The organism is Amycolatopsis sp. NPDC004772, assembly GCF_053601215.1.
The window spans coordinates 1-25,032 of the sequence record NZ_JBSGBK010000067.1; the positions used below are offsets into that span (position 1 = coordinate 1).

The 25,032-nt window shown below is 72.5% G+C and carries 21 protein-coding genes; 11 read left to right on the forward strand and 10 right to left on the reverse strand.

What is annotated here, in order from left to right:
- The first annotated feature begins 54 nt into the window (after positions 1–54).
- From hutU to hutI, 4 genes are all read left to right on the forward strand, one after another.
- Positions 55–1,707 (forward strand): urocanate hydratase, encoded by a 1,653-nt coding sequence (gene hutU / locus ACWEF6_RS31060; protein ID WP_449686192.1) that lies wholly within the window; start codon positions 55–57, stop codon positions 1,705–1,707.
- Positions 1,704–2,900 carry an allantoate amidohydrolase gene (locus tag ACWEF6_RS31065; protein WP_449686193.1) on the forward strand — a complete coding sequence of 399 codons (1,197 nt, stop codon included), beginning with the start codon at positions 1,704–1,706 and terminating at the stop codon, positions 2,898–2,900. Before hutU ends, ACWEF6_RS31065 begins: the two co-directional genes overlap by 4 nt.
- Before the next feature lie 113 nt (positions 2,901–3,013).
- Positions 3,014–4,246, forward strand: coding sequence for a formimidoylglutamate deiminase (locus ACWEF6_RS31070; RefSeq protein ID WP_449686194.1), 1,233 nt, complete (start codon positions 3,014–3,016; stop codon positions 4,244–4,246).
- Entirely contained in the window at positions 4,234–5,382 is a 1,149-nt protein-coding gene (hutI, locus tag ACWEF6_RS31075; RefSeq protein WP_449686195.1) for an imidazolonepropionase, read from the forward strand. The genes ACWEF6_RS31070 and hutI overlap by 13 nt, the downstream gene beginning before the upstream one ends.
- Here hutI and ACWEF6_RS31080 read toward each other — a convergent pair.
- Together ACWEF6_RS31080 and ACWEF6_RS31085 are read right to left on the reverse strand one after the other, a co-directional pair.
- The gene (locus ACWEF6_RS31080; protein WP_449686196.1) at positions 5,366–6,232 is read right to left on the reverse strand and encodes a lipase family alpha/beta hydrolase; all 867 of its coding nucleotides are present in this window, start codon (positions 6,230–6,232) and stop codon (positions 5,366–5,368) included. The two genes, hutI and ACWEF6_RS31080, sit on opposite strands and share 17 nt — an antisense overlap.
- Before the next feature lie 81 nt (positions 6,233–6,313).
- Complete coding sequence (locus tag ACWEF6_RS31085; protein WP_449686197.1) at positions 6,314–7,732, reverse strand: acyltransferase; 1,419 nt, start codon at positions 7,730–7,732, stop codon at positions 6,314–6,316.
- A gap of 194 nt (positions 7,733–7,926) precedes the next feature.
- Here ACWEF6_RS31085 and ACWEF6_RS31090 point away from each other — a divergent pair, with 194 nt between their 5' ends.
- Both ACWEF6_RS31090 and ACWEF6_RS31095 read left to right on the forward strand, forming a co-directional pair.
- Entirely contained in the window at positions 7,927–9,051 is a 1,125-nt protein-coding gene (locus ACWEF6_RS31090; protein ID WP_449686198.1) for an anion permease, read from the forward strand.
- 8 nt (positions 9,052–9,059) lie between these two features.
- Complete coding sequence (locus tag ACWEF6_RS31095) at positions 9,060–9,281, forward strand: hypothetical protein (RefSeq protein WP_310975808.1); 222 nt, start codon at positions 9,060–9,062, stop codon at positions 9,279–9,281.
- Here the strand turns inward: ACWEF6_RS31095 and ACWEF6_RS31100 are convergent.
- A complete protein-coding gene (locus ACWEF6_RS31100) occupies positions 9,263–10,027 on the reverse strand; it encodes a hypothetical protein (protein WP_449686199.1) in 765 nt (254 codons plus the stop codon). The two genes, ACWEF6_RS31095 and ACWEF6_RS31100, sit on opposite strands and share 19 nt — an antisense overlap.
- Entirely contained in the window at positions 10,024–10,233 is a 210-nt protein-coding gene (locus ACWEF6_RS31105) for a hypothetical protein (protein ID WP_043776570.1), read from the reverse strand. Before ACWEF6_RS31105 ends, ACWEF6_RS31100 begins: the two co-directional genes overlap by 4 nt.
- Positions 10,234–11,152: 919 nt before the next feature.
- Here ACWEF6_RS31105 and ACWEF6_RS31110 point away from each other — a divergent pair.
- Positions 11,153–12,751: a sensor histidine kinase gene (locus tag ACWEF6_RS31110; protein WP_449686200.1), complete on the forward strand. Its 1,599-nt coding sequence runs from the start codon at positions 11,153–11,155 to the stop codon at positions 12,749–12,751.
- Positions 12,748–13,422 (forward strand): response regulator, encoded by a 675-nt coding sequence (locus tag ACWEF6_RS31115; RefSeq protein ID WP_449686201.1) that lies wholly within the window; start codon positions 12,748–12,750, stop codon positions 13,420–13,422. The genes ACWEF6_RS31110 and ACWEF6_RS31115 overlap by 4 nt, the downstream gene beginning before the upstream one ends.
- Here ACWEF6_RS31115 and ACWEF6_RS31120 read toward each other — a convergent pair.
- Entirely contained in the window at positions 13,367–14,500 is a 1,134-nt protein-coding gene (locus ACWEF6_RS31120; protein WP_449686202.1) for an FAD-dependent monooxygenase, read from the reverse strand. The genes ACWEF6_RS31115 and ACWEF6_RS31120 overlap by 56 nt on opposite strands.
- A 50-nt stretch (positions 14,501–14,550) precedes the next feature.
- Between ACWEF6_RS31120 and ACWEF6_RS31125 the strand changes: the two genes are divergently transcribed.
- A complete protein-coding gene (locus ACWEF6_RS31125; RefSeq protein ID WP_449686203.1) occupies positions 14,551–15,093 on the forward strand; it encodes a TetR/AcrR family transcriptional regulator in 543 nt (180 codons plus the stop codon).
- An 88-nt stretch (positions 15,094–15,181) separates the two neighbouring features.
- Here the strand turns inward: ACWEF6_RS31125 and ACWEF6_RS31130 are convergent, their stop codons facing one another.
- The 5 genes from ACWEF6_RS31130 to ACWEF6_RS31150 all read right to left on the reverse strand — a co-directional run bounded on the left by ACWEF6_RS31130 (position 15,182) and on the right by ACWEF6_RS31150 (position 23,592).
- Positions 15,182–18,148 carry a tetratricopeptide repeat protein gene (locus ACWEF6_RS31130; protein ID WP_449686204.1) on the reverse strand — a complete coding sequence of 989 codons (2,967 nt, stop codon included), beginning with the start codon at positions 18,146–18,148 and terminating at the stop codon, positions 15,182–15,184.
- A 315-nt stretch (positions 18,149–18,463) separates the two neighbouring features.
- On the reverse strand, positions 18,464–19,249 hold the full coding sequence (locus ACWEF6_RS31135; protein WP_449686205.1) for an ABC transporter permease: 786 nt from the start codon (positions 19,247–19,249) through the stop codon (positions 18,464–18,466).
- The gene (locus ACWEF6_RS31140) at positions 19,246–20,160 is read right to left on the reverse strand and encodes an ATP-binding cassette domain-containing protein (protein WP_449686206.1); all 915 of its coding nucleotides are present in this window, start codon (positions 20,158–20,160) and stop codon (positions 19,246–19,248) included. The genes ACWEF6_RS31135 and ACWEF6_RS31140 overlap by 4 nt, the downstream gene beginning before the upstream one ends.
- A 70-nt stretch (positions 20,161–20,230) precedes the next feature.
- Positions 20,231–22,765, reverse strand: coding sequence for an ATP-dependent RNA helicase (locus ACWEF6_RS31145; RefSeq protein WP_449686207.1), 2,535 nt, complete (start codon positions 22,763–22,765; stop codon positions 20,231–20,233).
- Entirely contained in the window at positions 22,762–23,592 is an 831-nt protein-coding gene (locus ACWEF6_RS31150) for a glutamate ABC transporter substrate-binding protein (protein WP_449686208.1), read from the reverse strand. Before ACWEF6_RS31150 ends, ACWEF6_RS31145 begins: the two co-directional genes overlap by 4 nt.
- Before the next feature lie 76 nt (positions 23,593–23,668).
- Between ACWEF6_RS31150 and ACWEF6_RS31155 the strand changes: the two genes are divergently transcribed.
- Both ACWEF6_RS31155 and ACWEF6_RS31160 read left to right on the forward strand, forming a co-directional pair.
- On the forward strand, positions 23,669–24,175 hold the full coding sequence (locus ACWEF6_RS31155; RefSeq protein ID WP_449686233.1) for a MauE/DoxX family redox-associated membrane protein: 507 nt from the start codon (positions 23,669–23,671) through the stop codon (positions 24,173–24,175).
- A 66-nt stretch (positions 24,176–24,241) separates the two neighbouring features.
- On the forward strand, positions 24,242–24,988 hold the full coding sequence (locus tag ACWEF6_RS31160; RefSeq protein ID WP_449686209.1) for a DsbA family protein: 747 nt from the start codon (positions 24,242–24,244) through the stop codon (positions 24,986–24,988).
- Positions 24,989–25,032 lie beyond the last annotated feature (44 nt).

The window sequence follows — 25,032 nt, forward strand, 5'->3', positions numbered from 1 at the left end:
GTAAGGCGGGTTAGAACCCGCCTTACCACTCACGACCGCCTACCTGGAGGTCTGATGTCCCGCGTCGTCCGTGCCGCCCGCGGCACCCAGCTCACTGCCAAGTCGTGGCAGACCGAAGCCGCGCTGCGGATGTTCCACAACAACCTCGACCCCGACGTCGCCGAGCGCCCCGACGACCTGGTCGTCTACGGCGGCACCGGAAAGGCCGCCCGCAACTGGGCCAGCTTCGACGCGATCACCCGCGAACTGACCACTTTGGACGTCGACGAGACGCTGTTGGTCCAGTCGGGCAAGCCGGTCGGCGTGTTCCGCACGCACGAGTGGGCGCCGCGGGTGCTCATCGCGAACTCGAACCTGGTCGGCGACTGGGCGACCTGGCCGGAGTTCCGCCGTCTCGAGCAGCAGGGCCTGACGATGTACGGGCAGATGACCGCGGGCTCGTGGATCTACATCGGCACCCAGGGCATCCTCCAGGGCACGTACGAGACGTTCGCCGCCGTCGCGAAGAAGAAGTTCGGCGGCTCGCTTCGCGGAACGTTGACCGTCACCGCCGGCCTCGGCGGCATGGGTGGCGCGCAGCCCCTCGCCGTGACCATGAACGACGGTGTCGCGCTGGTCATCGAGTGCGACCCCCAGCGTGCGCACCGCCGTGTCGAGACGCGCTACCTCGACGAGGTGGCCGACGACCTCGACGACGCGATCGCCCGCGTCACCAAGGCGAAAAAGGAAGGCAAAGCGTTGTCCGTCGGTGTCGTGGGCAACGCGGCCGAGGTGCTGCCGGAGCTGCTGCGCCGGAACGTCGAGGTCGACATCGTCACCGACCAGACGTCCGCGCACGACCCGCTGTCCTACCTGCCCAAAGGCGTCGATGTCGACGACTGGCACGACTACGCGGCCAAGAAGCCCGACGAGTTCACCGACCGCTCGCGCGAGTCGATGGCCGACCACGTCGAAGCCATGCTCGGCTTCCTCGACCGCGGCGCTGAGGTCTTCGACTACGGCAACTCCCTGCGCGGCGAGGCCAAGCTCGGCGGCTGCGAGCGCGCGTTCGACTTCCCCGGCTTCGTGCCCGCCTACATCCGCCCGCTGTTCTGCGAGGGCAACGGCCCGTTCCGCTGGGCCGCGCTGTCGGGCGACCCCGAGGACATCGCCGCGACCGACCGCGCGATGCTGGAACTGTTCCCGGAGAACGAATCCCTCGCCCGCTGGATCCGCCTCGCCGGCGAACGCGTTGCTTTCCAGGGACTTCCGGCCCGGATCTGCTGGCTCGGCTACGGCGAGCGGCACCTGGCCGGCCTGCGGTTCAACGAGATGGTGGCCAGCGGGGAGCTGAAGGCGCCGGTCGTCATCGGCCGCGACCACCTCGACTCCGGCAGTGTCGCCTCGCCGTACCGCGAGACCGAGGGGATGGCCGACGGCTCCGACGCGATCGCCGACTGGCCACTGCTCAACGCCCTGGTCAACACGTCGTCCGGCGCCAGCTGGGTGTCGATCCACCACGGCGGTGGCGTCGGCATGGGCCGGTCCATCCACGCCGGCCAGGTCAGCGTCGCCGACGGGACGCCGCTGGCCGCGCAGAAGCTGGAGCGCGTGCTCACCAACGACCCCGGCATGGGCGTCATCCGGCACGTCGACGCCGGGTACGACCGCGCGGCCGAGGTCGCCGGCGAGCGGGGTGTGCGCGTCCCGATGCGGGAACAGGCGTGACGGCTTCGGGCCTGCTGGCCGAGATCGACGACGTCGGGCGCGATCCGAAGCGCGGCGGCTACTCGCGGCACGCCTTCGACGCGCCCGAGCACGACCTGCGCGAGTGGTTCGTCGAGCGCGCGCTGGGGCTCGGGCTGGACGTCGAGACCGACCGCAACGGCAACATCTGGGCGTGGTGGGGGCCGCCGGGCCGCAACGCCGTGGTGACCGGCAGCCACCTCGACTCGGTGCCGGGCGGCGGCGCGTTCGACGGCCCGCTCGGCGTGGTCAGCGCGCTGGCTGCCGTCTCGCAGTTGCAGGACAAGGGTTTCCGGCCGCGCAGGCCGCTCGCCGTCGTGGTGTTCGCCGAGGAGGAAGGTGGTCGTTTCGGCGTCCCGTGCCTGGGTTCGCGGCTGCTCACCGGCACGATCGACGCCGACAAGGCGCGCGGCCTGCGGGACGCCGACGGCGTGACGTTCGCCGAGGCGGCCGCGAAAGCGGGTGTCGACCCGGCGCGGATGGGCCCGGACGCCGAGCGGCTCGACCGGATCGGGCACTTCCTCGAACTGCACGTCGAGCAGGGCCGCGGGCTGATCGACCTCGGCGCGCCGGTCGCCGTCGGCAGCACGGTGATCGCGCACGGGCGGTGGCGGTTTTCCTTCGCGGGGCAGGGGAACCACGCCGGGGCGACGTTGCTCGCCGACCGCGCCGACCCGATGCTGCCCGCCGCCGCGACGGTGACGGCCGTCCGGCGGCTGGCCGCGAAGGTGCCGGACGCGCGGGCGACCGTCGGCCGGCTCGTGCCGACCCCCGGTGGGACCAACGTCATCGCGTCCACAGTGGACCTGTGGCTGGACGCGCGGGTGCCGGGCGAGGGCACGCCGGGGCTGGTCGCCGAGATCAGCCGGGCGGCTGCGGAGGCGGCCGCGGCGGAGGGCTGCCGGGTCGCGGTGACCCGCGAGTCCTATTCGGACGACGTGGTGTTCGACGACGGCCTCCGGCGCGACCTCGGCGCCTGGCTCGGCGGACCGCCGGAGCTGCCGACCGGGGCCGGCCACGACGCGGCCATCCTCGCCGGGTTCGCCCCGGCCGGGATGCTCTACGTGCGCAACCCGACCGGCATCAGCCACTCGCCGGAGGAGTTCGCGGAGGCCGGCGACGTCGAAGCCGGCGCGGCGGCGCTGGCCACGGCCCTGGAACGGCTCGCGCAGTGACCCGCAACCCGACCTCCGGCCCGCGGGGGCGCCCCCCGTTTCCAGCCTATCGCGCGGCACCGACAGTTTTCTGGTGCGAGCAGGCCTGGCTGCCCGGCGGGATCGCGTCGGCGGTGCGCATCGACGTCGCCGGCGGCCGGATCACCGGCGTGGCACCCGGCTCGCCGCGGTCCGGGACGGTGCTCGGCGGGCTGACGCTGCCGGGTTTCGCGAACGGGCACTCGCACGCCTTCCACCGGGCGCTGCGGGGCCGGACGCACCACGAGCGCGGCACGTTCTGGACGTGGCGCGAGCGGATGTACGCCCTGGCCGCACGGCTCGACCCCGACACGTACTACCGGCTAGCTCGCGGCGTCTACGCGGAGATGGTGCTCGGCGGGTACACGAGCGTCGGCGAGTTCCACTACCTGCACCACGCGCCCGGCGGGAAGCCGTACGCCGACCCGAACGCGATGGGGGAGGCGCTGCGGCAGGCCGCGGCCGACGCCGGGATCCGGCTGACGCTGCTGGACACGTGCTACCTGGCCGGCGGTATCGGCGTCGAACCGGACGAGGTGCAGCGGCGCTTCTCCGACGGCTCGGCGTCGGCGTGGGGTTCGCGGGTGGCCGCGCTCAAGGAAGACGAGCTGTTCCGCGTGGGTGCGGCGATCCATTCAGTGCGCGCGGTCCCGGCCGATCAACTGTCGCTTGTGGACAGTACGCGGGTGGTGCACGTCCACCTGTCGGAGCAGCGGGCCGAGAACGAGCAGTGCCAGGCCGCCTACGGCCGCACACCCACCGAGCTCCTGGACGACCGCGGGGTGCTGACCGAACGCCTGGTCGCCGTGCACGCCACGCACCTGACGACGTCGGACATCGACCGGCTGAGCGGGGCGCGCGCGTGCTTCTGCCCGACCACCGAACGCGACCTCGGCGACGGCATCGGCCCGGCCCGCGCGCTGCGGGACGCCGGGGTGCGGCTCGGCATCGGCAGTGACAGCAACGCTGTCGTCGACGCCTTCGAGGAGACCCGCGCGCTGGAACTGGACGACCGGCTGGCCAGCGAGGAACGCGGCCGGTTCAGCGCCGAGGAGCTCCTCGAAGCGGGCACGGACCACGCGGCGATCGGCTGGGCCGAGGTCGGCGCGCTCGCCGAGGGGGCGGGCGCGGACTTCGTCACCGTGGCCCTGGATTCGGTGCGGACGGCCGGGATCGAGCCGTCGGGGGTCGTGTACGCGGCCTCCGGCTCGGACGTCCGGCACGTCGTCGTCGCCGGCCGCGAGGTCGTCCGGGACGGTACGCACTTGCTCGTCGACCGACCGGAAACCGTTCTGGCGAAGGAGATCGAGGCACTGTGGCAGTCCTGATCACGGGGATCGGCGAACTCACCACCAACGACCCGGCGCTGGGCCGGCTCTCCGACGCGGCCCTGGTGCTGGACGGTTCGCGCGTCGCCTGGGCAGGCCCGGCGGCGAGCGCGCCGGCGGCCGACGAACGCGTCGACGTCGGAGGCCGCGCGGTGCTGCCCGGCTGGGTCGACAGCCACACGCACCTCGTCTTCGCCGGTGACCGCACCGCCGAGTTCGAGGCGCGGATGGCCGGAAAGCCGTACACCGCCGGGGGAATCGCGATCACGGTCGGCGCGACGCGGGAGGCGTCGGACGAGCAGTTGGCGGCGAACCTGCGGCACCACGTCGACGAGGCGGCCCGGCAGGGGACGACCTGCCTGGAGACGAAGACGGGCTACGGGCTGACCGTCGCCGACGAAGCCCGCAGCGCCCGGATCGCCGGCGAGGTGGCCGACGAGGTCACCTTCCTCGGCGCGCACCTGGTCCCGCCCGGCGCCGACGCCGAGTCCTATGTGGACCTCGTCTGCGGCGAGATGCTCGACGCGGTGGCGGAAAGCGTGCGCTGGGCGGACGTCTTCTGCGAGACCGGTGCCTTCGACGAGGCCCAGTCGGCGCGGGTGCTGAAGGCGGCCGCCCAGCGCGGGCTCGGCCTGCGGGTGCACGGCAACCAGCTCGGCGAGGGACCCGGCGTCCGGCTCGCGGTGGAACTCGGTGCGGCGAGCGTCGACCACTGCACGTACCTTTCGGACGCCGACGTCGAAGCCCTGGCGGCCTCCGAGACAGTGGCGACGTTGCTGCCCGCCTGTGATTTGTCGACCCGGCAGCCCCTGGCGCCGGCGCGGCGGCTGCTCGACGCGGGCGCGACGGTGGCGCTGGCCAGCAACGCCAACCCGGGCAGCTCGTACACGACGTCGATGGCGTTCTGCGTCGCGACGGCCGTGCTCCAGATGCGCATGACGATCGAGGAGGCGGTCTGGGCCGCGACGGCGGGCGGGGCGAAGGCGCTGCGCCGTGACGACGTGGGTGTGCTGCGGCCCGGCGCGCGGGCGGACGTCCACGTGCTCGACGCGCCCTCGGTGACGCACCTGGCCTATCGCCCGGGCGTGCCGCTGACCCGCGCGGTGTGGCGGGCCGGGGTTAAAGTGGCAGGGTGAACGGCGTGCACGCCGGCGCGTAGCCCTCGTCGAGGGCGTGCAGGATCAGCCCGGTGACGTTCGGGTCGATCGCCTGGCCGAGGTGGCCCGACAGATCGGCCGGGCAGAAGTCCTGCAGCACGACGTCCGTCGTGCCCGGCTCATCGAGGATGCCACTCGTGTACGGCGTCACGACCTCGTCGTACTTGCTCACGATGCTCGTGTACGCCGGGCCGGCGACGTGGACGCCGCCGCGGGCGAGGTCGTCCAGGAACGCCGAGGGGGCCAGGTACTCCGAGCACGCGCCGCACGCCGTGCGCAGGACCGCGGCGAGGCCGGGCACGGACGTGAGCAGGGCCTTGGCCAGCGCGTCGAGGCCGCCGAGCGTCGTCCCGCGGTAGTTGGCGCCGAAGCCGACGAAGTGGGCGACCTTGGCGGCGCCACCGCCGAACTTCAGGTAGTACGCCGGCATCGTGCTGCCTTCGGAGTGGCCGACGATGTCGACCTTCGCCGCCCCGGTCGTGGCGCGGACGCGGTCGACGAACCGGCCGAGCTGCGCCGCGCTGTCCCGCATGGACGCGAGCCCGCCGACACCCGGGCCGAGGACGCCGGTGCCGTACGTCAGCGAGAAGACGCAGTAGCCCTGGGCGGCGATCTTCGGCGCGTGGAAGAACCAGTTGACGGTGTCGTTCGCGCCGAGGCCGTGCACCAGCACGACGGGCTCCGGGTGCGCGGCCGACGGACGGCAGCCCCAGTCGTTCCAGCCGCTGCTCGGAGCCGCTTCGGCGATCGACGGCGCGACCGCGCCGAAGGTGAGCGCCGCGGCGAGCACGGCCAGGGTTCGCTTGACACCGCCGTTGGTGACCCGCATTCCGTTGCCTCCAGTTACCCGTCAGTACGTGACGCAGATCATGATCGGTCACATACCGCTGGAGACGACCTGGGAAAACGCTCAGAGTTGCCCGGTGTTCGTTGTGACGGGTGACAACGACGGCCGGCGAGCAGCCACCGCGATCCCGGCCACCGCGATCAGCCCGCAGAGCCACGCGAACCAGTCGCCGAAGCGGGCGTACGGCGTCTTCCCCGGCCCGATCGGGACGTCGGCGACGACCACGGTGAACGGACGGCCGCCGGTGTGGGCGTCGGCCAGTACGCGGCCCTGGGCGTCCGAGAGCATCGGCGTCCCGCGAGCCGCGCTCCACGCCACCGAGAAGCCGTTCTCGACGCCGCGGATCAGCGCCGTGCGGCTGTGTGCCCAGCCGTCGACGTCCTCATCGGACGCCGGGATGAGCACCAGGCCGGTGCCGGCCTTGCCGTACTCGCCGCTGGGGTCGGCGAAGTTGACGTCCATGCACACCATCAGCCCGACCCCGGCGAGGTGCGCGAGCTGGGAGCCGGAGGCGAGGTTCGGCGAATCTCCGTTGTGCCACTTGCGGTATTCCACCGGCGGGCCCGACGGCGGGATCGCCAGCGCGGCGTTGAACCGGCCGTCCGGCGTCGTGTCGATGACGCCGGTGACGACGTCGAGGTTCCGGCTGCGGGCGACTTCGGTGAAGGCGTCGACGAGCCGCGGCCGGCTGGTCTGGTCCACCGCGAAAGCGGCTTCCGGCAGCACGACGGCCTGGACGCCGTCGGGCACCCGTTCGATCTCGTTCACATAGGTCTGGACGGTGGTCCGGCCTTCGAACGTGCCGACGTCGGCCGCCCAGGGACCCTTGTCCATGGCGATCAGGGCGACCCGCGTCGACGGCCCGGCCAGGGGCGGTGTGGTCCAGACGACGAGGCCGGCCAGCACCGCGGCGGTCACGACCAGCCCGGCCACTCGCGCGAGGCCGCGGACCCGCGGGGCGAGCGCGGCGGCGACGGCGGCCGGGACGAACAGCACCAGGAACTCGACACCCCAGCCGCCGGTCACCGCGGCGAGCCGCAGCACGGCCGGCCGGTCGGCCTGAGTCGTCATCAGCGTGTCCATCACGCCGGTCGGGTTGAGCAGCGAAACGACGTAGAGGACGACCGTCCACAACGCCGGTGCGGCGATCGCCGCGAGCAAGCCGTGACCCCGGCGGACCAGCAGCCGGAACAGGCCCGTGGCCAGGGCGAACAACAGCGCGCTGCCGCCGAGGATCGCGATCGCGGCGGGGCGCGGGACCGACAGCGAGTGCCAGAAGTAGCTCCAGCTGCCGGCGCTGCCCGCGAGGTAGGCGGCGAACGCGCACGCCATCGCCGCCGCGCCGGGCACGCGGGGCGCGAGCAGGAGGATCGGCAGGGGCGCCGCCCAAGCGAGTTCGGGCACCGGATCCAAGCCGGTACCGAAGAAGAACAGCACCGCCGACCCGACGGTCGCGACGACCGCCCACCCCAGCTTGTTCATCGTGGCCCCTTTCGCCCGATTTCGACGATTCCAGGTGAGACGGGCGGGCACAGTGCGGTGCACCACCGAGTCTTGGTGGGGTTCTCCTCACCTTGGTTCACGGAGAGTTCAGTAAGCCGTCACACGACCGGGATCGGAGCCGTCCCTGTCGATCAGTAGCGTTGCTAACGAACAGCAACGAAAGTGGGCCGCCCATGGACTTCTCGCTGATCGTGCTGGTGGTGATCGTCGCGGCGCTGGCTTTCGACTTCACCAACGGCTTCCACGACACCGCCAACGCGATGGCCACCTCCATCGCCACCGGGGCCCTCAAACCGAGAGTCGCCGTCGCCGTCTCGGCCGTCCTGAACCTCGTCGGCGCGTTCCTCTCGGTCGAGGTCGCGAAGACGATCTCCGGCGGGATCGTCGACGACACAAAGGTGACACCGGTGATCATCTTCGCCGGGCTGGTCGGCGCCATCGTGTGGAACCTGGTGACCTGGCTGATCGGGCTGCCGTCGAGTTCGTCGCACGCGCTGTTCGGCGGGCTGATCGGCGCGACCTGGATCGCCTCGGGCTCCGACGCCGTCCACTTCGGGAAGGTCGTCGAGAAGGTGCTGATCCCGGCGCTCGCCTCGCCGATCGTCGCCGGGATCGTCGCGACGCTGGGCACTTTCCTCGTGTACCGGATCACCGCGCGCGCGAAGCAGGACACGGTCGGCCGGACGTTCAAGGCCGGCCAGATCGCCTCGGCGTCGCTGGTGTCCCTCGCGCACGGAACGAACGACGCGCAGAAGACCATGGGCGTCATCACGCTGACGCTGATCGCGTCCGGCTCGCTCGCGCCGAACTCCGGCCCGCCGATCTGGGTGATCCTGACCGCCGGCCTCGCCATCGCGCTCGGCACCTACCTCGGCGGCTGGCGGATCATCCAGACGATGGGCAAGAAGCTCACCGAAATCCAGACGCCGCAAGGGTTCGCGGCGGAGACCAGCGCCGCGGCGGTCATCCTCACCTCGGCGCACCTCGGCTTCGCGCTGTCGACCACGCACGTCTGCTCGGGCGGCATCATCGGCTCCGGCCTCGGCCGCAAGCTCGCCGAAGTCCGCTGGGGCGTCGCGGGCAAGATGGTCGTCGCCTGGGCGCTGACGCTGCCCGCCGCGGCGATCGTCGGCGCCGTCGCCGCCGAGGTGTCGACGCTCGGGACCTGGGGCACCGTGCTGGTGGGCCTGGCCGGCGTCGTCGTCGCCCTCGGCATCTACCTGGCGTCGAAGCGCAACCCGGTCGGCGCCCACTCCATCACCGAGTCCGAGCCGGCCGCCCAGCCGGCCAACGCCTGAGGAGCGCCGTGCACATCGATTGGGGTTCCCTCGGTCTCGTCTTCCTCGTCGCGCTGGGCGCGGTCGTCGTCCTGACGAGCTTGTTTTCGTTCGGCGTGGTCGGCCTCTCGCAGCGCGACTCGGCCCGAGCGGCGGGCGGCTCGGGTTCGGCCCCGCTGGCCGGCGCGGTCATCTGTTTCGCACTCTGCGCGGCGATCGTCGGCTACGGGATCTACTTGATCGTCGCCTGAACGCGATCCCGGAACCCCTCGGGCAGGCCGGCGAGCATCGGTTTCAGGGTGTTTCGCCGCGCCTCGCTCAGGTGGGTCAGCAGGTCGAGCGCCGGCGCCCAGAGGTCTTCATCGGCGCCGGCGGCGGTGACCAGCCGCCCGAGCCGGTGCGCCGGAAGCAGGCCGACGACGTGATCGATGCGGCGCTTGTCGTCGAGCACGAAGGCGATCCGCAGCAGCGACGGGTCGTCGATCTGTTCGAGGGCCCGCCGCACGGTGAGGTCGGGCAGGTGCCCGACGAACCGCCCGAGGGTGATCCAGTCCTCGTTGCGCGCCAGCTCCCCGGCAACGGCGAGAACGGTGTCCAGCGGGATCCGGCTGATGATGGCGCTGGCCCGCCGCGGATCGAGCTCCGCGGCGACCGCGGCGAGAAAGCGCGGACTGAGCCGCTTGGCGACATCGACGCCCCGCCCGACGTCGACCAGCCCGGCGATCCGGGCGCAGAGCAGTGGGCCGAAGACTTTCTCGGCGATCTTGGCGAGCACCCCGACGGGCACAACCCGCGCGGCGAGAGCCATCCGCTGCAGGGCGGCGGCGTTGGCGTCGAAGAGTGTGTCGGTGACCTGTTCGCGGAAGGCTTGCAGATCATCGGCATCGACGCGGGCGAGGTATGCGAGGCGCGCGGGCTCGACGTCGAGGACGCGGGCGAGCTTGAGGATCTCGGCCTCGGCTGCGTAGTTTTCCGCGGCGGGTTTGTCGGGTGTCACAGGCCCACGGCCTTCCGGACGGCGCCGCGCAGCAGGGCTGGGACGTACCGAAGACCTTCTTCGCCTGCTTCGGCGAGCGCTTTCGCTTGCCGCCTGCGCGCGTCGCGTAGGGCGTTGGCGAGGTCCTGTCGCTCGTGCTCTTCGAGGGCCTCGATGCCTTCGGGGAGGTAGCCGCCCAATTGATCGGCGAGTGTGCGCTCGGCCATGGTGGATCATCATGCAACACAGTGGGCGCGGCTGCGCGGATATGGGCATCGAGACGCCCGCCACCCGTGTCGGGGAGGGCGCCTGCTGTCTCTGCCGGGGTGGGGTGCCCGCGGGGTCTGTGTCGGGGAGTGTCCGCCTTCGTGTCCGCGCGGTGCGTGACGAAGCGGTGCTCGCCGTTGTGAGCACTGCTCTCGCTTCGAGGAGTAGCGGTGCTCAGCTTCGAGAGCACTGCTCACCTGTCGCCTGTTGGCGGCGCGCGGATCGGAGAGCGCTGCTCTGTTCCGAGAGCGCCGCTCTCGCCGAATGTGAAGGTGGTGCTCGCAATTGAGAGCACTGCTCTCGCGCCGCTTCCGATGTCGCTACCTGGGTCCGCCGCGGACATTGCCCTGCGCCCGGACATTGCCCTGCGCCCGGAGACTGCTCCCGAGTCGCCTGGCGTGGTGCTCTAAAACGAGAGCACTGCTCACCGTGCAGCGGGCAATGTGTGCGCGGGGCATGTGTGATTTGAGGGGTGCTCCAAAAGGAGAGCATTGCTCACCGGCGCCGTGAGCGATGGGTCGGACTCGCGGGGGTGCTCTGTTTCGAGAGCGGTGCTCTCGTGGGGGCGCGGTCGGGTGCTCGCAATTGAGAGCACTGCTCTCGCGTGGCGGCATGCGCTGGCGTAGCGGTGCGCGCTGGGGCTTAGCGGCGCACACCGGTCCGCGTTGGGTGCGGTTGCTCCCGGTCTTCGGTGCGGTGCTCTGAAGTGAGAGCACTGCTCACGCAATGCCCGTGAGCGGTGCACTGAATCGAGAGCAGTGCTCACGAAGGTATCCAGTGTCGCGCTTTCCCGAGGCGTCAAGCCGCGTTCGGCGGCAGGTCGCGACGGTTGACTTTCGGCAGTGGTCGGCCGCTGTCACAGCTTGTAGCTTCGGACTCGTGCGGACGGTGACCAGGCGCAAATGGCAGGTGGCGCTCGATGTTGCCCTCGGGGTGTTCCTTGCCTTTACCGTCGTCGTGAGCACGCTGGGTGCCCGTTCCTACGCGGAGCTGGTCGGGGGCCTTCTCGTCGTCGCCTGCTCTGTTGTCACCGCCCGGCGGTATCCCGCCGTCTCGCTTGGGGTTGCTCTGGGCGGGGCGCTGGCCGTTCCGTTTCCCTACGGCGATCATGTGCCCGTTTGGGTTGTCTTCGTCCTCGTCGCCATGAGCTACCAAGCCGGGCTGCGGATGCCGCGGGCGCGGCCCGGGATTCTGACCGGGACCGCCGTTGCGATCCTCGGGCTTCCCGTCGCCCTCGTCTTCGGGCCCGATGGGCTGGGGGACTGGGCGGCTATGGTCGCGATTCTCGTCTTTGCCGGGCTGTCGCCGTGGCTGCTTGGCCGTTACGTCCGGGTCCGCGGTGAGCTTGCCCGCACGGGCTGGCGCCGGGCCGAAGAAATGGAGAGCCGGCAGCGGCTGGTCGCCGAGCAGGCTCGGCTGCGGGAACGTGCTCGGATTGCCAGCGATATGCACGACTCGCTCGGGCACGAGCTGAGCCTGATCGCCGTCCGGGCCGCCGCTCTGGAGGTTGCCGGCGGGCTCGACGATGCCCAGCGCGACGCCGCCGCGCAACTGCGGACCAGTGCTGCGACGGCGACCGAGCGGTTGCGGGAAATCATCGGCGTGCTGCGGGAGGATGCCGCGCCGGTCGAGCCGGTGCAGGGGGATCTCGGCGAGCTGATTGCGCGGGCGCGGGCGTCCGGGTTGCTGATCGAATCCACTGTGGACACCGCCGGGGCGCCGCCGATGGTGGCTCGTGCCGCTTACCGCGTCGTGCAGGAAGCTCTGACGAATGTCGCGAAGCATGCTCCGGGGGCCGCCGTTACCGTCCGGGTGACCAGTTCCGGTGCGCGGACCGAGGTCGGTGTCGTCAACGCCGCGCCGCCCGCCGGGCCGTTGCCCGGGGCCGCTTCCGGGCACGTCGGGCTGATCGGGCTGCGCGAGCGCGTGCGGCTCGTCGGTGGGACGCTGCGGGCCGGGCCCGATGCCGCCGGTGGGTTCGGCGTTGCCGCGATGCTGCCGCACGGGGCCGCGCCGGCCGAGCCGGCCGAGCCGGCCGAGCCGGCCGAGCCGGGGGCTTCTTCGGATGACGATGGGGAGCCGTCGACGTCGGCCCGGGCGCTCGAGCTGGCCCGGCGGGATGTGCGGCGCAGCCTGATCCAGGCAGTCGCCGTCCCGCTCGGGCTGTTCGCGGTGGTGCTCGGGATCGCCGGGATCGCTTTTCTGTACCTGTGGAACTCGTCGGAACTGCCGCCCGGCGTCTACGAGCGGTTGCGGATCGGGCAGTCGCGGGCCGAGGTGGCGCCGCAGCTGCCCGAACGTGAGCGCGGCGCTCGCCCGAACCGGGGCGAGCCGCCGTTGCCGGCCGTGCCCGGGGTCGCCTGCGAGTACTACGGCACCGGAAGGTCGTGGCTCGACAACGACTACGCCGCCTACCGGCTGTGTTTCGCCGGTGGGAGACTGGTCGCCAAGGACAGGTTCGCCGAGGGGGCAACGTGATCAGGGTCGTGCTGGCCGACGACGAAGCGATGATGCGGGCGGGGGTGGCGGCGATCCTGGCCGCGGACGCGGAAATCGAGGTCGTCGCCGAAGCCGCCGACGGCCGCTCGGCCGTCTCGGAGGTCCTCGCCACGCATCCCGACGTCGTGCTGCTGGACATCCGCATGCCGGGGCTGGACGGCCTCGGCGCGGCCGCCGAGATCCGGCGGTTGCTGCCCGCGACCGGTGTCATCATGCTGACGACCTTCGGCGAAGACGACTACATCGAGCGCGCCCTGAGCCTGGGCGCGGGCGGATTCCTGCTCAAGTCGGGTGACCCGCGCGAGCTGCTGGCCGGCGTGCACGCCGTCGCGGGTGGGGCCGCGTTCCTCTCGCCGAAGGTGGCGCAGCGGGTGATCGCCCGGCTTTCCGGCGGACAGCTGGCGCGGGCGGCCGCGGCCCGTGAACGGATCGCCGCACTGACCCCGCGTGAGCGGGAAGTGCTGACGCTGCTGGGTTCCGGACTGTCCAATGCGGACATCGCGGCGAAGATGTTCGTGGTCGAGGGCACGGTGAAGGCGCACGTGAGCACCATCCTGACCCGGCTCGGCGCGAAGAACCGGGTCCAGGCGGCGATCACGGCGTACGAGGCGGGGCTGGTCGGGGGAGACGCGGCGGCACCCACCCCGTGATCCCCGCGCCGACGCGGGCCGTGGCCTTGGCCGGCAGGCACTTCAGCAGGGCCGTGCGCAGGGTGGTCGCGACCGGGTTGGTCAGCTGTGGGCCGAGCTTGCCCATCCGGACCGACTCGCGGACGACGTGCTGGCTGCGGGGCCGTCGCTGCCGGTCGTAGCGCGCGAGAGCGGTCTCGATGTCCTGTGTGGACACGGCGTGGGCGAGCACGACGGCGTCCTCGATGGCCTGGCAGCCACCCTGGCCGAGGAACGGCGGCATGGCGTGCGCGGCGTCGCCGAGCAGCACGACCCGGCCGCGCGTGTAGGTGGGCAGCGGCGTGCCGAGGTAGTACAGGTCGTGGTGCAGCACGGCTTCGAGCGGGGTGGCGGCCAGGAGGGCCGGGATCGGGTCGTGCCAGCCCCGGAAGGCCGGTTCGAGGTCGGACCGGCGGGTGCCCGGTGCGGCGAGGGTCGAGAGCCACCAGTAGACGTCGCCACCGGTCAGCGGCAGGACGCCGACCTCGGTGCCGCGGTCGAAGCTCGTACTCAGCCCGGTGCCGGGGAGGTGCGCGACGCCGCGGAACGCCGTGCTGCCGGCGTAGACGGGCTCCGGGTGGTCCGGGAAGAGCGCGTGGCGGACCCGGCTGTGGATGCCGTCGGCCGCGACGACGACGTCGGCACGCAGTTCTTCGCCGCCGACGCGGACGAGGCCGTCTTCGCGGACTTCGGTGACTTCTTCGCCGGTGCGCAAGCTCTCGGCGGGGACCGCGTCTCGCAGGGCGGCGATGAGGTCCCGCCGGTGGATCGCGCCGAGCGGCCGCCCGTGCCGGCGTTCGAACTCGGTGGCGTCGAAACGGGTGAGCCGGCGGCCGCGCCGGTCGCGGAAGCCGCCTTCCCGCTGCGGGGCCAGGCGGTCTCCGAGGTCGACGCCGAGTTCGTCGAGGCCGCGCAGGGCGTTCGGCCAGAGGGAGATGCCCGCGCCGACGTCGCCGAACCCGGGTGCTTTCTCGAAGACGGTGACCGTCCAGCCGACCCGGTGCAGCCCCGCGGCCGCCGCCAGTCCGCCGATGCCGCCGCCGACCACTATCGCGTGCATGTCGCCTCCTCTACATCTGTAGAGGACTCTACACCTGTAGAGTGCGATGCGTGGAACGGGTTGATGTGATTGCCGACGCGGCGATCGCCGTGATCGCCGCGGAGGGCATGCGAGGGCTGACCCACCGGGCGGTGGATCGCGAGGCGGGGCTGCCGGTCGGGTCGACGTCGTACTACGCGCGCACACGGGCGGCGCTGCTGGAGCTGACGATTTCGCGGATCGTGGTGCTGGACCAGGCGCCGCTGCGGTCTTCGGGCTCGCTGGCGGAGTTCGTGGCGGGTTACGCGTTCGACGCGATCACTTCGGGACGGACGCGGATGCTGGCGCGGTACGAGTTCGCGCTGGAGGCCACGCGGCGGCCGGAGTTGCGCGCGGTGTACGACGAAGGCGGTCTGCAGATCCGCCGCCAAGCGGCGGCCGCTCTGGAGGCGGCCGGGTCGTCGGCCCCCGAGCGGCACGCGAGGATCGTGGTGGACTGGATGGAGGGCACGATCTTCGGCGCGCTGGCGGGGACGGGCTCCCTGGCGCCCCCCGACCTGGCCGCGCTGGAAGCGAGCGCCCGGGACATCCTCGCGGGGATCGGCGTGGAGTGACTTCGCCGCCGCGAGCCGATGGTGCACCAGGAGGCCGCGGACCGGAACCTGCGCACGATCGACGCGACCTGCCCCGGACGGCCGGGGATCACCCGGCTTCCCGTCCGGCCAGTTGGGTGCGGGTGGCGAGGGTGCGGGGGTGGTCCGGTCCCAGCACCCGCACCTGGTCGGCGAGCAGTTCTTCGAGCTCCTCCGCGGCCCCGTCGGGGTCGCCGGAGAGCACCCGCCAAGCGGCGAGATTGGTGCGGACGCTGTGGGTCTGCGGGTGGTCCCGGCCGAGCACCCGCAGGTGATCGCGAAGAACTTGCTCCAACTCTTCGACCGCGTCGGCGGGGTCGCCCGCTCGGCCCCGCAGATCGGCCAGGTTGATCCGGGTGATCAACGTGCGAGGGTGATCCGGGCCCAGCACCCGCAGCTGGTCGGCCAAGAGGTCCTGGGCCACTTCGGCAAGGCCGGCCGTGTCACCGGCGTCTCTGCGCATGGCCACGAGATTGCTGCGGGTGAGGAGGATCTGGGGGTGGTCCGGATCGAGCACCCGCAGCTGGTCGGCGAGCAGCTCCTCCAGGGCCCCGACGGCGCCGGTGAAGTCGCGTCCTTGCGCACGGCAGAACGCGATGTTGCCGCGGGTGACGAGGGTGAGGGGGTGGTCCGGACCGAGGAGCCGCAGCTGATCGGCGAGGAGCTCCTCATAGGCCTGGGCGGCGGCCGCGAAGTCCCCGCTTTCCCCGCGCCAAAAGGCGAGGTTGCTCCGGGTGCTGAGCGTGTGGGGATGCGAGGGGCCCACCACGCGCAGGTGGTCGGCCAGCAGCTCCTCGAGCGCTTCGACCGCGGCGGCAAGATCGCCGGCGGCCCCCCGCCGGCCGGCGAGCTCGGCGCGGGTGCTGAGGGTGTGGGGATGGTCCGGACCGAGGATCCGCAAGCGATCGGCCAGCAGCTCCTCGAGCGCTTCGACGGCGCCGGCGGGGTCGCCGGCTTCCCCGCGCCACCGGGCGAGGCTGTTGCGGACGGTCAGTGTTCGCGGGTCGTCCGGCCCCAGCATGCGGCGATAGTCGGGCAGCAGTTCCTCGAGCATCCGGGCCGCACCGGCCGGGTCGCCGGCCTCACCCCGCCAGTAGGCGAGGTTGTTGCGGGTGATGAGGGTGGTCTCGTCGTCCGGGCCGAGGAGGCGCAGCTGGAGGTCGAGCAACTCCCCAAGCGCTTCGGCCGCGCCGGCCGGATCGCCGGCTTCTCCGCGCCGGGCGGCGAGGTTGGCTCTGGTGGTCAGGGTGTCGGGGTGGACCGGGCCGCGGAGCCGCAGCCGATCCGCGAGCAGCTCCTCGAGCACCTGGACGGCGCCGGTGGCATCTCCCGCTTCGCCGCGCCACGTGGCGAGGTTCGCGCGGGCGATGAGGGTGTCGGAGTGGTCGGCGCCGAGATAACGGAGCGCGCGGTTGTGGAGCCGGGTGGCCGCGGCGATGGCCGATTCGAGCAGGCCGGCCTCGCCGAGGCTCTCCACCGCGCGGAAGTTCAGCGGGTGCCCGGCCGGATCCCAGAGCGCGTGCTCGGCGGTCTCCTGGAGGACGACGGTGTTGGCGTGCAGGGCTCGGCGCAGTTCGTGGTCGTCTTCGATGTCGGGCCAAACGTCGGAAAGCGCGTCCGCGGCCGCCCACGCCAAGTCGTCCAGGGTTTCCGCACCGAGCGAGTCACGAACGGCGCGCTGGACGAGCGCGTGTACCCGGACGGCGCGCTGGGGCTCGGCCGGATCCAGGGACAGCAGGCTGAACCGGTGCAGGAACTCCAGCCCGGCTTCGACCTGCCCGGCCGTGACCTCGCGGTCGAGGCGGTCGGCGAGGTGGTTCGCGACCGCCTCGGTGGTGAACGCCGCGAGCGGGATGCCGGCGGGATCGAGAAGCGCGCTGAACTCCAGGACCGGCCGGGCGACACCGGCGGGCTCCAGCCGGTCGGCGGCGTCGATCGACACCGCCCAGGTCGCGGCGACGGTCTGTTCGTGCTCGTCCGGGAGCTCCTGCTCCTTCGGGAGCACGTCACGCAAGGCCGTCCGGCGTTCGGCCAGTCGTCCGCGGTAGCCGGCCGTTTCGAGCAGGGGCTTGTTGATCAGGTACGCGGCGGCCTGCGCGAGCGCCAGCGGCAGGTGCCCCAGGTCGTCCGCCAGGGCCGTCAGCTCCGCCTTCCCGCTGTCGGTGCGCGCGCGGTCCGGGAGCTTTTCGGTCAGGTAGCCGAGTCCTTCGGACGGCGTGTACAGGCCGACTTCGACGATCTGCCGCCGGTGCCCGCGCAGTGCGGCGTCGCGGCGGCGGGTGGTCGTCAGGACCTGACCCGAGGCCGAGTGCGGCGGCCACAGACCGGTCAGGTGGTCGGGCTGCTGGAGGTCGTCGAGGACGATCAGCCACCGGCGGGCGGTTTCGGCCAGCCAGCTCAGGAGCCGCCGCACCGCACGTTCCGGCGCCGCCGGGTCCGCGCCGAGCAGATCCGCGGCGACGTCGGTGTAGGCCGCGACGATCGCGTCGCGGCTGCGCGCCGGAATCCACAGCACCAGGTCGACCGCGCCCGTGTCCCACGCGGTGTGGGCGTGATCGGCGGCGACCTGGGTCTTGCCCACGCCGCCCAGCCCGGTGAGGACGCTCGTCGAGCCGGCGCCGGCCAGCTGCCCGGCGACGTCCCGGTGCCGGAACGCGTCGGCCCGGACCGGCACCGCGCCGAACATCCGCCGCTCCCGCCGCGGGTCCGGGGTCCGGGGCCGCGGGGTGTTCTCCAGGAACTCCGTCAAGGTGTGGTGGTGGCCGCGAAGCCGCTTGAGCGTGGCTTCGAGGGACAGGTCGGCCCCATTGGCGCGCCCGACGGAGACGCAAGCCTTCGCGTACGCCGCGACCCGCCCCCACGGAGGGGCTTTCTTGAACTTCCCGGCCAGCAGGTCCGAGAGAGAAGTCCTGGTCAGCGCGTTGTCGTAGTCCTGAACGCAGGCCAGCAGCTGCCTCTGCGACGGATTTCCGGCCGCGGCGAGCACCTCGGCCAGTTTGCCGGCGAACCAGTTCTGCGGACTCGTCCCTGCGTCCACCGGCCCTCCTGTTCCGGAACCGTCCGGATCCCGGACCCCGGAAACCCCGCCCACCAGCTCGGCAGCGCGGCGCGTCCGGGTCACACCGGGATCGACCCTACCGAACGGCGCCGTCCCCCCATCGTGGTCGACAGCACGCCGGTCACCACCACGAGGAGGAAAATCATGCGCCGGTACCAGCCCCGCCCGTTGGTCCGCACGGTGCTCACCGGGATCGTCTCCGGAATCGTCCGCACCCTGCTCGACCTGCTCGTCCGCCACCTGGGCGGCTGACGAGGCCGGGGCCGGCCGAGGAGACTCGGCCGGCCCCGGACGTCAGGCGTCCCGACGGCGCAACACCGCCGTACCCGCCAGCAGCGCCACAGCCGCCCACGCCGCGCAGATCAGGAGACCCACCCAAGGCGCGTACGGCGCCACCGTCATCGTGATCGGGTTCGGCTGCCCCGCCTCCACCATCGCGTTCACGCCCGCGATGCCCGGGAAGTACGGCATGGCCTCCGGCAGGCCCAGCGAGGCCACGATCAGCGGCAGCGGAACCAGCAGCACGACCACCGACACCAGCGTCCCTGCCGCGCTGCGCAGCGCCCACGCCAATCCCGTGCACAGCAAGCCGAGCAGGGCGACGTACCCGCCCATGCCCGTCGCCGTGGTGAAGCCCTCTTCGAGGGACGTCGGCAGGCCGTGGCCGTCCATCACCACGCGGGCCAGCACCATGCCCGCGCAGGACAGCAGCACTCCGTACGCGAACAGCACCGGCAGGACCACCGCCGCCTTGGCCAGGGCCACGCGGGGCCGGACCGGGGTCCACAGCAGCGTCGAACGGATTCCGCCGCCCGCGTACTCGCTCGTGACGAACAACGTCGCCAGGGCGATCACCGCGAACTGGGCCAGGTAGAAACCACCGCCCAGGGCGATCGTGTGGGCGCCCTGGGGCTGGTCGCCGATGCGCTGGGCGATGGCCGACACCGTGCTGTAGAACAACATCAGCGCCGTTCCGCCCACCAGGCACCACCAGGTCGCGCGGACCGACCAGAACTTCGTCCACTCCGCCGCCACCGCGCCCGGCAGGCCGCCTCCTCGCACTTCCACCGCCGCCGTCATGCCGAAACCCCGTATTCCACCGAAGAAGCCGTCAGTTCCATGTACGCCTGCTCGAGCGACGCCGTCCGCTCGGCGAGGCCGTGCACGCGGATCCCGAGCTCGTGCACCAGGTCGCCGACGCGGGTGACGCCGATGCCGTCCACCACCAGTTCGCCCGGCTCGCCCGGGTGCGTCAGCCCGCCTTCGGCGCGCAACCGCGCGTCCAGCGAAGCGCGCTCGGCGTCGGCCGGGACGAGGACCGAGACCGTCGTGCGGGAATTGCCCGCGATGAACTCCGCCACCGGGGCGTCGGCCAGCAGCTTGCCCTTGCCGATCACCACCAGGTGGTCGGCGGTCAGCTGCATCTCGCTCATCAGGTGGCTGGAGACGAACACCGTCCGTCCGTCGGCCGCCAGGGAGCGCATCAGCTGGCGGACCCAGCGGACGCCGTCCGGGTCGAGGCCGTTGACCGGCTCGTCGAACAGCAGCACGTCGGGGTCGCCGAGCAGCGCGCCCGCGATGCCCAGCCGCTGGCCCATGCCGAGGGAGAACTGGCCGGCGCGCTTGCCGGCGACGTCGGACAGCCCGACCGTCGCCAGCACTTCCTCGACCCGGCTCGCCGCGATGCCGTTGCTGCGGGCCATCGCCAGCAGGTGCTTGCCGGCGCTGCGGCCGGGGTGCAGGGCCTTGGCGTCGAGCAGCGCGCCGACCTCGCGCAGGGGGTGCCGCAGTTCCGCGTACCGCTTCCCTCCGACCAGGGCTTCGCCCGCCTGCGGGTGGTCGAGCCCGACCGTCATCCGCATGGTCGTCGACTTCCCGGCGCCGTTGGGGCCGAGGAAACCGGTCACCTGGCCCGGTTTGACATCGCAGGTGAGCGCGTCGACGACGGTCTTCTCCCCGTAGCGCTTCGTGAGTCCCCTGAGTGTGATCATGCGTCGAAGTCTGCGGCCCGCGGGGGCGCGCGGGCATCGGACGACGGTCGCGGGCCGCCCCCGACTTTCGTCAGGTGCGGCGGCGGGTGTGCCGGGTCGGGACGGCGCCGGCCGGGTCCTCCGGCCAGGGGTGCTTCGGGTAGCGGCCGCGCAGGTCGGCGCGCACGGCCGGGTAGCCGGACGTCCAGAACGACGCGAGGTCGGCGGTGACCGCGGCCGGGCGGCCGGCGGGGGAGAGCAGGTGCAGCACCACCGGGACGCCGGCGATCACCGGCGTTTCGGTCCAGCCGAAGGTCTCCTGGAGCTTGACGGCGAGGACGGGCTGGTCACCGCGGTAGTCGACGCGGATGTGCGACCCCGACGGCACTTCGAGGCGGTCCGGGGCGAGGTCGTCGAGCTTCGCCGCTTCGGGCCAGGGGAGGAGGGCCTTCAGGGCGGTACCGGCGTTGATGTTCGCCAGGTCGGCTTTCCGGCGGGCCGTGCCGAGGTCCAGCCAGCTGTCCACATCGGACAGCAGGGCGGCGTCGCCGACCGGTGGCCACGGCGGGCCGAGGACGCGGTGCAGGAAGGCCAGCCGTTCGCGGAGGCGGGTCGCGTCCTGGCTCCACCTGAGGAGGCCGAGCCCTTCGGCTTTCAGGCCGGCGACGAGGGCGTCGTGGACGTCGGCGTCCTTGAGCGGCCTCTCGGACAGGACGATGGCACCGAGCTTGCGGACGCGCCGGGCGACGACATCGCCGGCCCAGGTCACTTCGTCCACTTCGGACACCCGCCCGGCGCGGACGGCGAGGGTTTCGTCGGCGGCCGCGGCGAGCCGGATGGTGCCGTGGACGCGGCCGGGATCGCGGGTGGCTTCGGCGATCGCCAGCCACTCGGCGTCGAGGCCGCTGCCGGGCGGGAGTTCGGCGGCGGTGCCGCCGGCCATCAGGTAGACGGGCGCACCGCCGGGCCGCCGTCTGGCGAGCCGCTCAGGATGGGCCAGGGCGACGACGAGGGCAGGGTCGGGCCGGTGGCCACCGGGCGCGGGAACGGAACTCGCGTGATCGGGAATGGAACTCGCGTGATCGAGGGCGGAACTCGCGTGATCGGGGCCGGGACTCGCGTGTTTGGGGGCGGGACTCGCGTGTTTGGGGCCGGAACTGGCGGTCGACGGGGAACGGCCGGCCCGGTCGCGGGACACGAGACCCTCCAGACGCTGGACCTCGCGCTTCCAGCGTCGCGAGCCCTCGTCGCCCGCCGAGCGCAAGCGGCGCAGCTCCGCGTTCACGTCCGTCAGCGTCGCGCCCGCGTCCAGGAGCGCCACGACCTCCGCCGCGTGGCGAGCGCCCACTTCCGCGGCCCCGTCCAGCAACGCCCGGGCCAGCCGCGGGTGCAGGCCCAGCTCCGCCATCCGGCGGCCGCGCGGGGTCACCGTTCCGTCCTCGGCCGTCGCGCCCAGTGTCACCAGCAGTGCCCGGCCCGCCGCGAGCGCACCCTCGCCCGGCGGGTCCCACCAGGCCAGCCCGCTGCCGTCCGGGGTCGACCAGCACGCCAGCTCCAGCGCCAGCCGGGCCAGTTCGGCCGTGCGGATCTCCGGCTCCGGGTACGCCGGCAGCGTCGCCTGTTCGTGCTCGGCCCAGCAGCGGTACGCCCGTCCCGGCGCCTCCCGCCCCGCGCGGCCGGACCGCTGCGCGGCCACCGCGGCCGAGACCCGCACCGTCGCCAGCCCCGGCAACCCGCGCCGGTGGTCGACGCGCGGCACCCGCGCCAAGCCCGAGTCCACCACCGCGCGCACGCCCGGGACCGTCAGGCTCGACTCCGCCACCGCCGTCGCCAGCACCACCCGCCGCCGGTCGCGCGGCCGCAGCGCGTCGTCCTGGTGCGCGGCCGACAACCGGCCGTGCAGGGGGAGAACGTCCACATCGGACAGCGGCAGCAACCCTTTCGTGCGGGCGATTTCCCCGGCTCCGGGCAGGAAGGCGAGCACATCGCCCTCGCCCGAGGACAACGCCGTCCGGACAGCGCGGGCGACGCAGGCCTCGATCCGCTCGCCGCGGGCCGGCGGGACGTAGGAGAACTCCACCGGGTACGTCCGGGCCGTGGCCTCGACCACCGGGGCGTCGCCGAGCAACGCGGCCAGCCGCCCGGAGGCGACCGTCGCCGACGTCGCCAGCAGGCGCAGGTCCTCCCGCAGCCCCGCGCGGACGTCCAGGAGCAGGGCCAGCAGCAGGTCCGCGTCCAGGTGCCGCTCGTGGCACTCGTCGAGCAGCACCGTCGACACCCCGGGCAGCTCCGGGTCACCCTGCACGCGCCGGACCAGCAGCCCCGACGTCACGACCTCGATCCGGGTCCGCGCCGACACCTTCCGGTCGCCGCGCACCGCGTAACCCACCGTCTCGCCGACCGGCTCACCCAGCAGCGCCGCCATCCGCGCCGCCGCCGCGCGGGCCGCCAGCCGGCGCGGCTCGGCGACCACCACCCGGCCCTCGGCCGCTGAAGCCAGCGCGAGCGGGACCAGCGTCGTCTTGCCCGTGCCGGGCGGCGCCACGAGCACCGCGGCACCACGGGCGTCCAGCGCGGCGACGACGTCGGGCAGCACGGACCGGACCGGCAGGTCGGGCAGCTTCACTTCGACGTGACCTCAGGGGGCGGGGGCAGCGGGTAGCCGGACGGGCCGATGTTCGCGTTGAGCGAGCGCAGCCATTCGCCCGAGGAGATCATCTTCCGGATCGCGTCGTCGACCGCGGCCACCCCCTGGGTGTCGTCCTTGCGCAGGCCGATGCCGTAGTTCTCCTTCGAGAACGGCTTCCCGACGATCTTCAGCAGCTCCGGGTCGCGGGCGACGTACCCGGCCAGGATCACCGCGTCCGTGGTCACCGCGTCGATCTGCCCGGCGAGCAGCGCGGTCACGCAGTCGGAGTACCGCGGGTACTCGACCAGCTGGACGGCCTGCGCGTACTTGTCCTTCACCTGCTGCGCCGGCGTCGACCCGGTCACCGAGCACAGCCGGCGGCCGTTGAGTGCCTCGGGCCCGGCGATGTCGGCCGACGTCCGGCGCACCAGCAGGTCCTGGCCCGTGGTGAAGTACGGGCCGGCGAACGACACGACCTGCTTGCGCTTGTCGGTGATCGAGTAGCTGGCCACGACCAGGTCGACGGCGCCGGAGGTGAGGTCGGTCTCCCGCGTCGCCGACGTCGTCTCGCGCCACGTGATGTCCTTCGCGGGGACACCGAGCTCACTCGCGACGAAAGTCGCGACATCGACGTCGAACCCGACGAACCGGCCGTCGATGGTGTGCTCCGAAAGCCCCGGCGCGTCGAACCGGATGCCGATGGTCAGGTGATCCGTGGCACTCGCCCGGGTGACGAGCGAGTCCGTGGGCGACACCTTCGCCGGACCGCACGCCGACGCCGTGACCAGCAGCAACGCCGAGCCGAGGAGCGTGCGCCACCGCATCCGGCCGCTCCCTCCGCCTCACGTTGTTCTCAGGTCCCCCCGTTAGCCTAAGTGCGTGGTGCGACCGTCCCAACCCGTGCTGAACACCGCCGGCACGCTCGCCCGGCTCGGGCTGGCGGCCGTCTGGCTCGTTTCCGGTGCGCTCAAGCTGGCGGATCCCGGCCAGACGCTGATCGCCGTGCAGGCGTACGAGGTGCTGCCGGACGCACTCGAAAACGTGGTGGCCATCGCGCTGCCGCTCGTGGAACTCGTGCTCGGGCTGCTGCTGCTCGCGGGCCTGGCGACCCGGTGGGCCGCCGCGGCCGCGCTGGGGCTGCTCGTGGTGCTCATCGCCGGCATCGCCCAGTCGTGGGCGCGCGGGCTGAGCATCGACTGCGGGTGCTTCGGCGGCGGCGGGCAGGTGGCGGCGGGGCAGACCGAGTACCCGCAGGAGATCCTCCGCGACACGGGGTTCGCGCTGCTGGCCGGCTGGCTGGTGGTGCGGCCGCGCACGTGGCTGTCGCTCGACGGGTGGCTGGCGCGAGGTCGCGGGAACTCGGGCGAGCCCGGGCACGACTACTCGGGTATCGCGGAAGGGAACTGATACACAGTGGGTGGAGCTGAACGGACCGCGCGGAAACGCCGTCAGGCGGCGCAGGCCGGTTCGAACGTGGTCGCACAAGCCAGGGGAGCTTCCGGAGACCGGCGGAAGTGGATCATCGGGATCGGGGCCGTGGTCGTGGTGGCCGCGCTGGTGATCGGCGGCGTGATCTGGACGATCGCGGACCGGAACCGGACCGAGGGCCAGATCATCGACGCGGGCAAGACGACGAACTCGCTCGCGGGCGACGTCACGCAGAAGCGCGACGGCGTGGTCGTCACCGTGGGCAAGCCGGGGGCCAAAGCCTCGATCGACGTCTACGCCGACTTCCTCTGCCCGATCTGCGGCGAGTTCGAGAAGCAGTACAAGAGCGGCATCGAGCAGGCGATCAACGACGGCAAGCTGCAGGTGCGCTACCACATGGTCCCGCTGCTCAACGAGCGCTCCAGCCCGCCGGGCTACTCGCTCGACTCGGCGAACGCGGCGCTGGCCGCGGCCGACGCCGGTAAGTTCCTCCAGTTCCACGACGCGCTGTTCGCCAACCAGCCCGAAGAGGGCAAGCGCGGCTACGACAAGGCGCAGCTGATCGAACTCGGCAAGAACGTCGGCATCACCGACGCCGCGTTCGCCCAGACGGTCAACGCCGGCACCTACGACCAGCAGCTGAACACCGCGTTCCAGCAGATCGAGAACGACCCGAAGCTGGCGCAGGACTTCGGCGGCGGGCAGACCGGGTTCGGCACGCCGACGGTCACCGCGAACGGCTCGATCGTGTCCTGGCAGGACCCGGGCTGGCTCGCCAAGGTCACCGGCTGACTCCGGGCAATTCGCCCACCCGGGTACGGACTCTCGACTAGGCT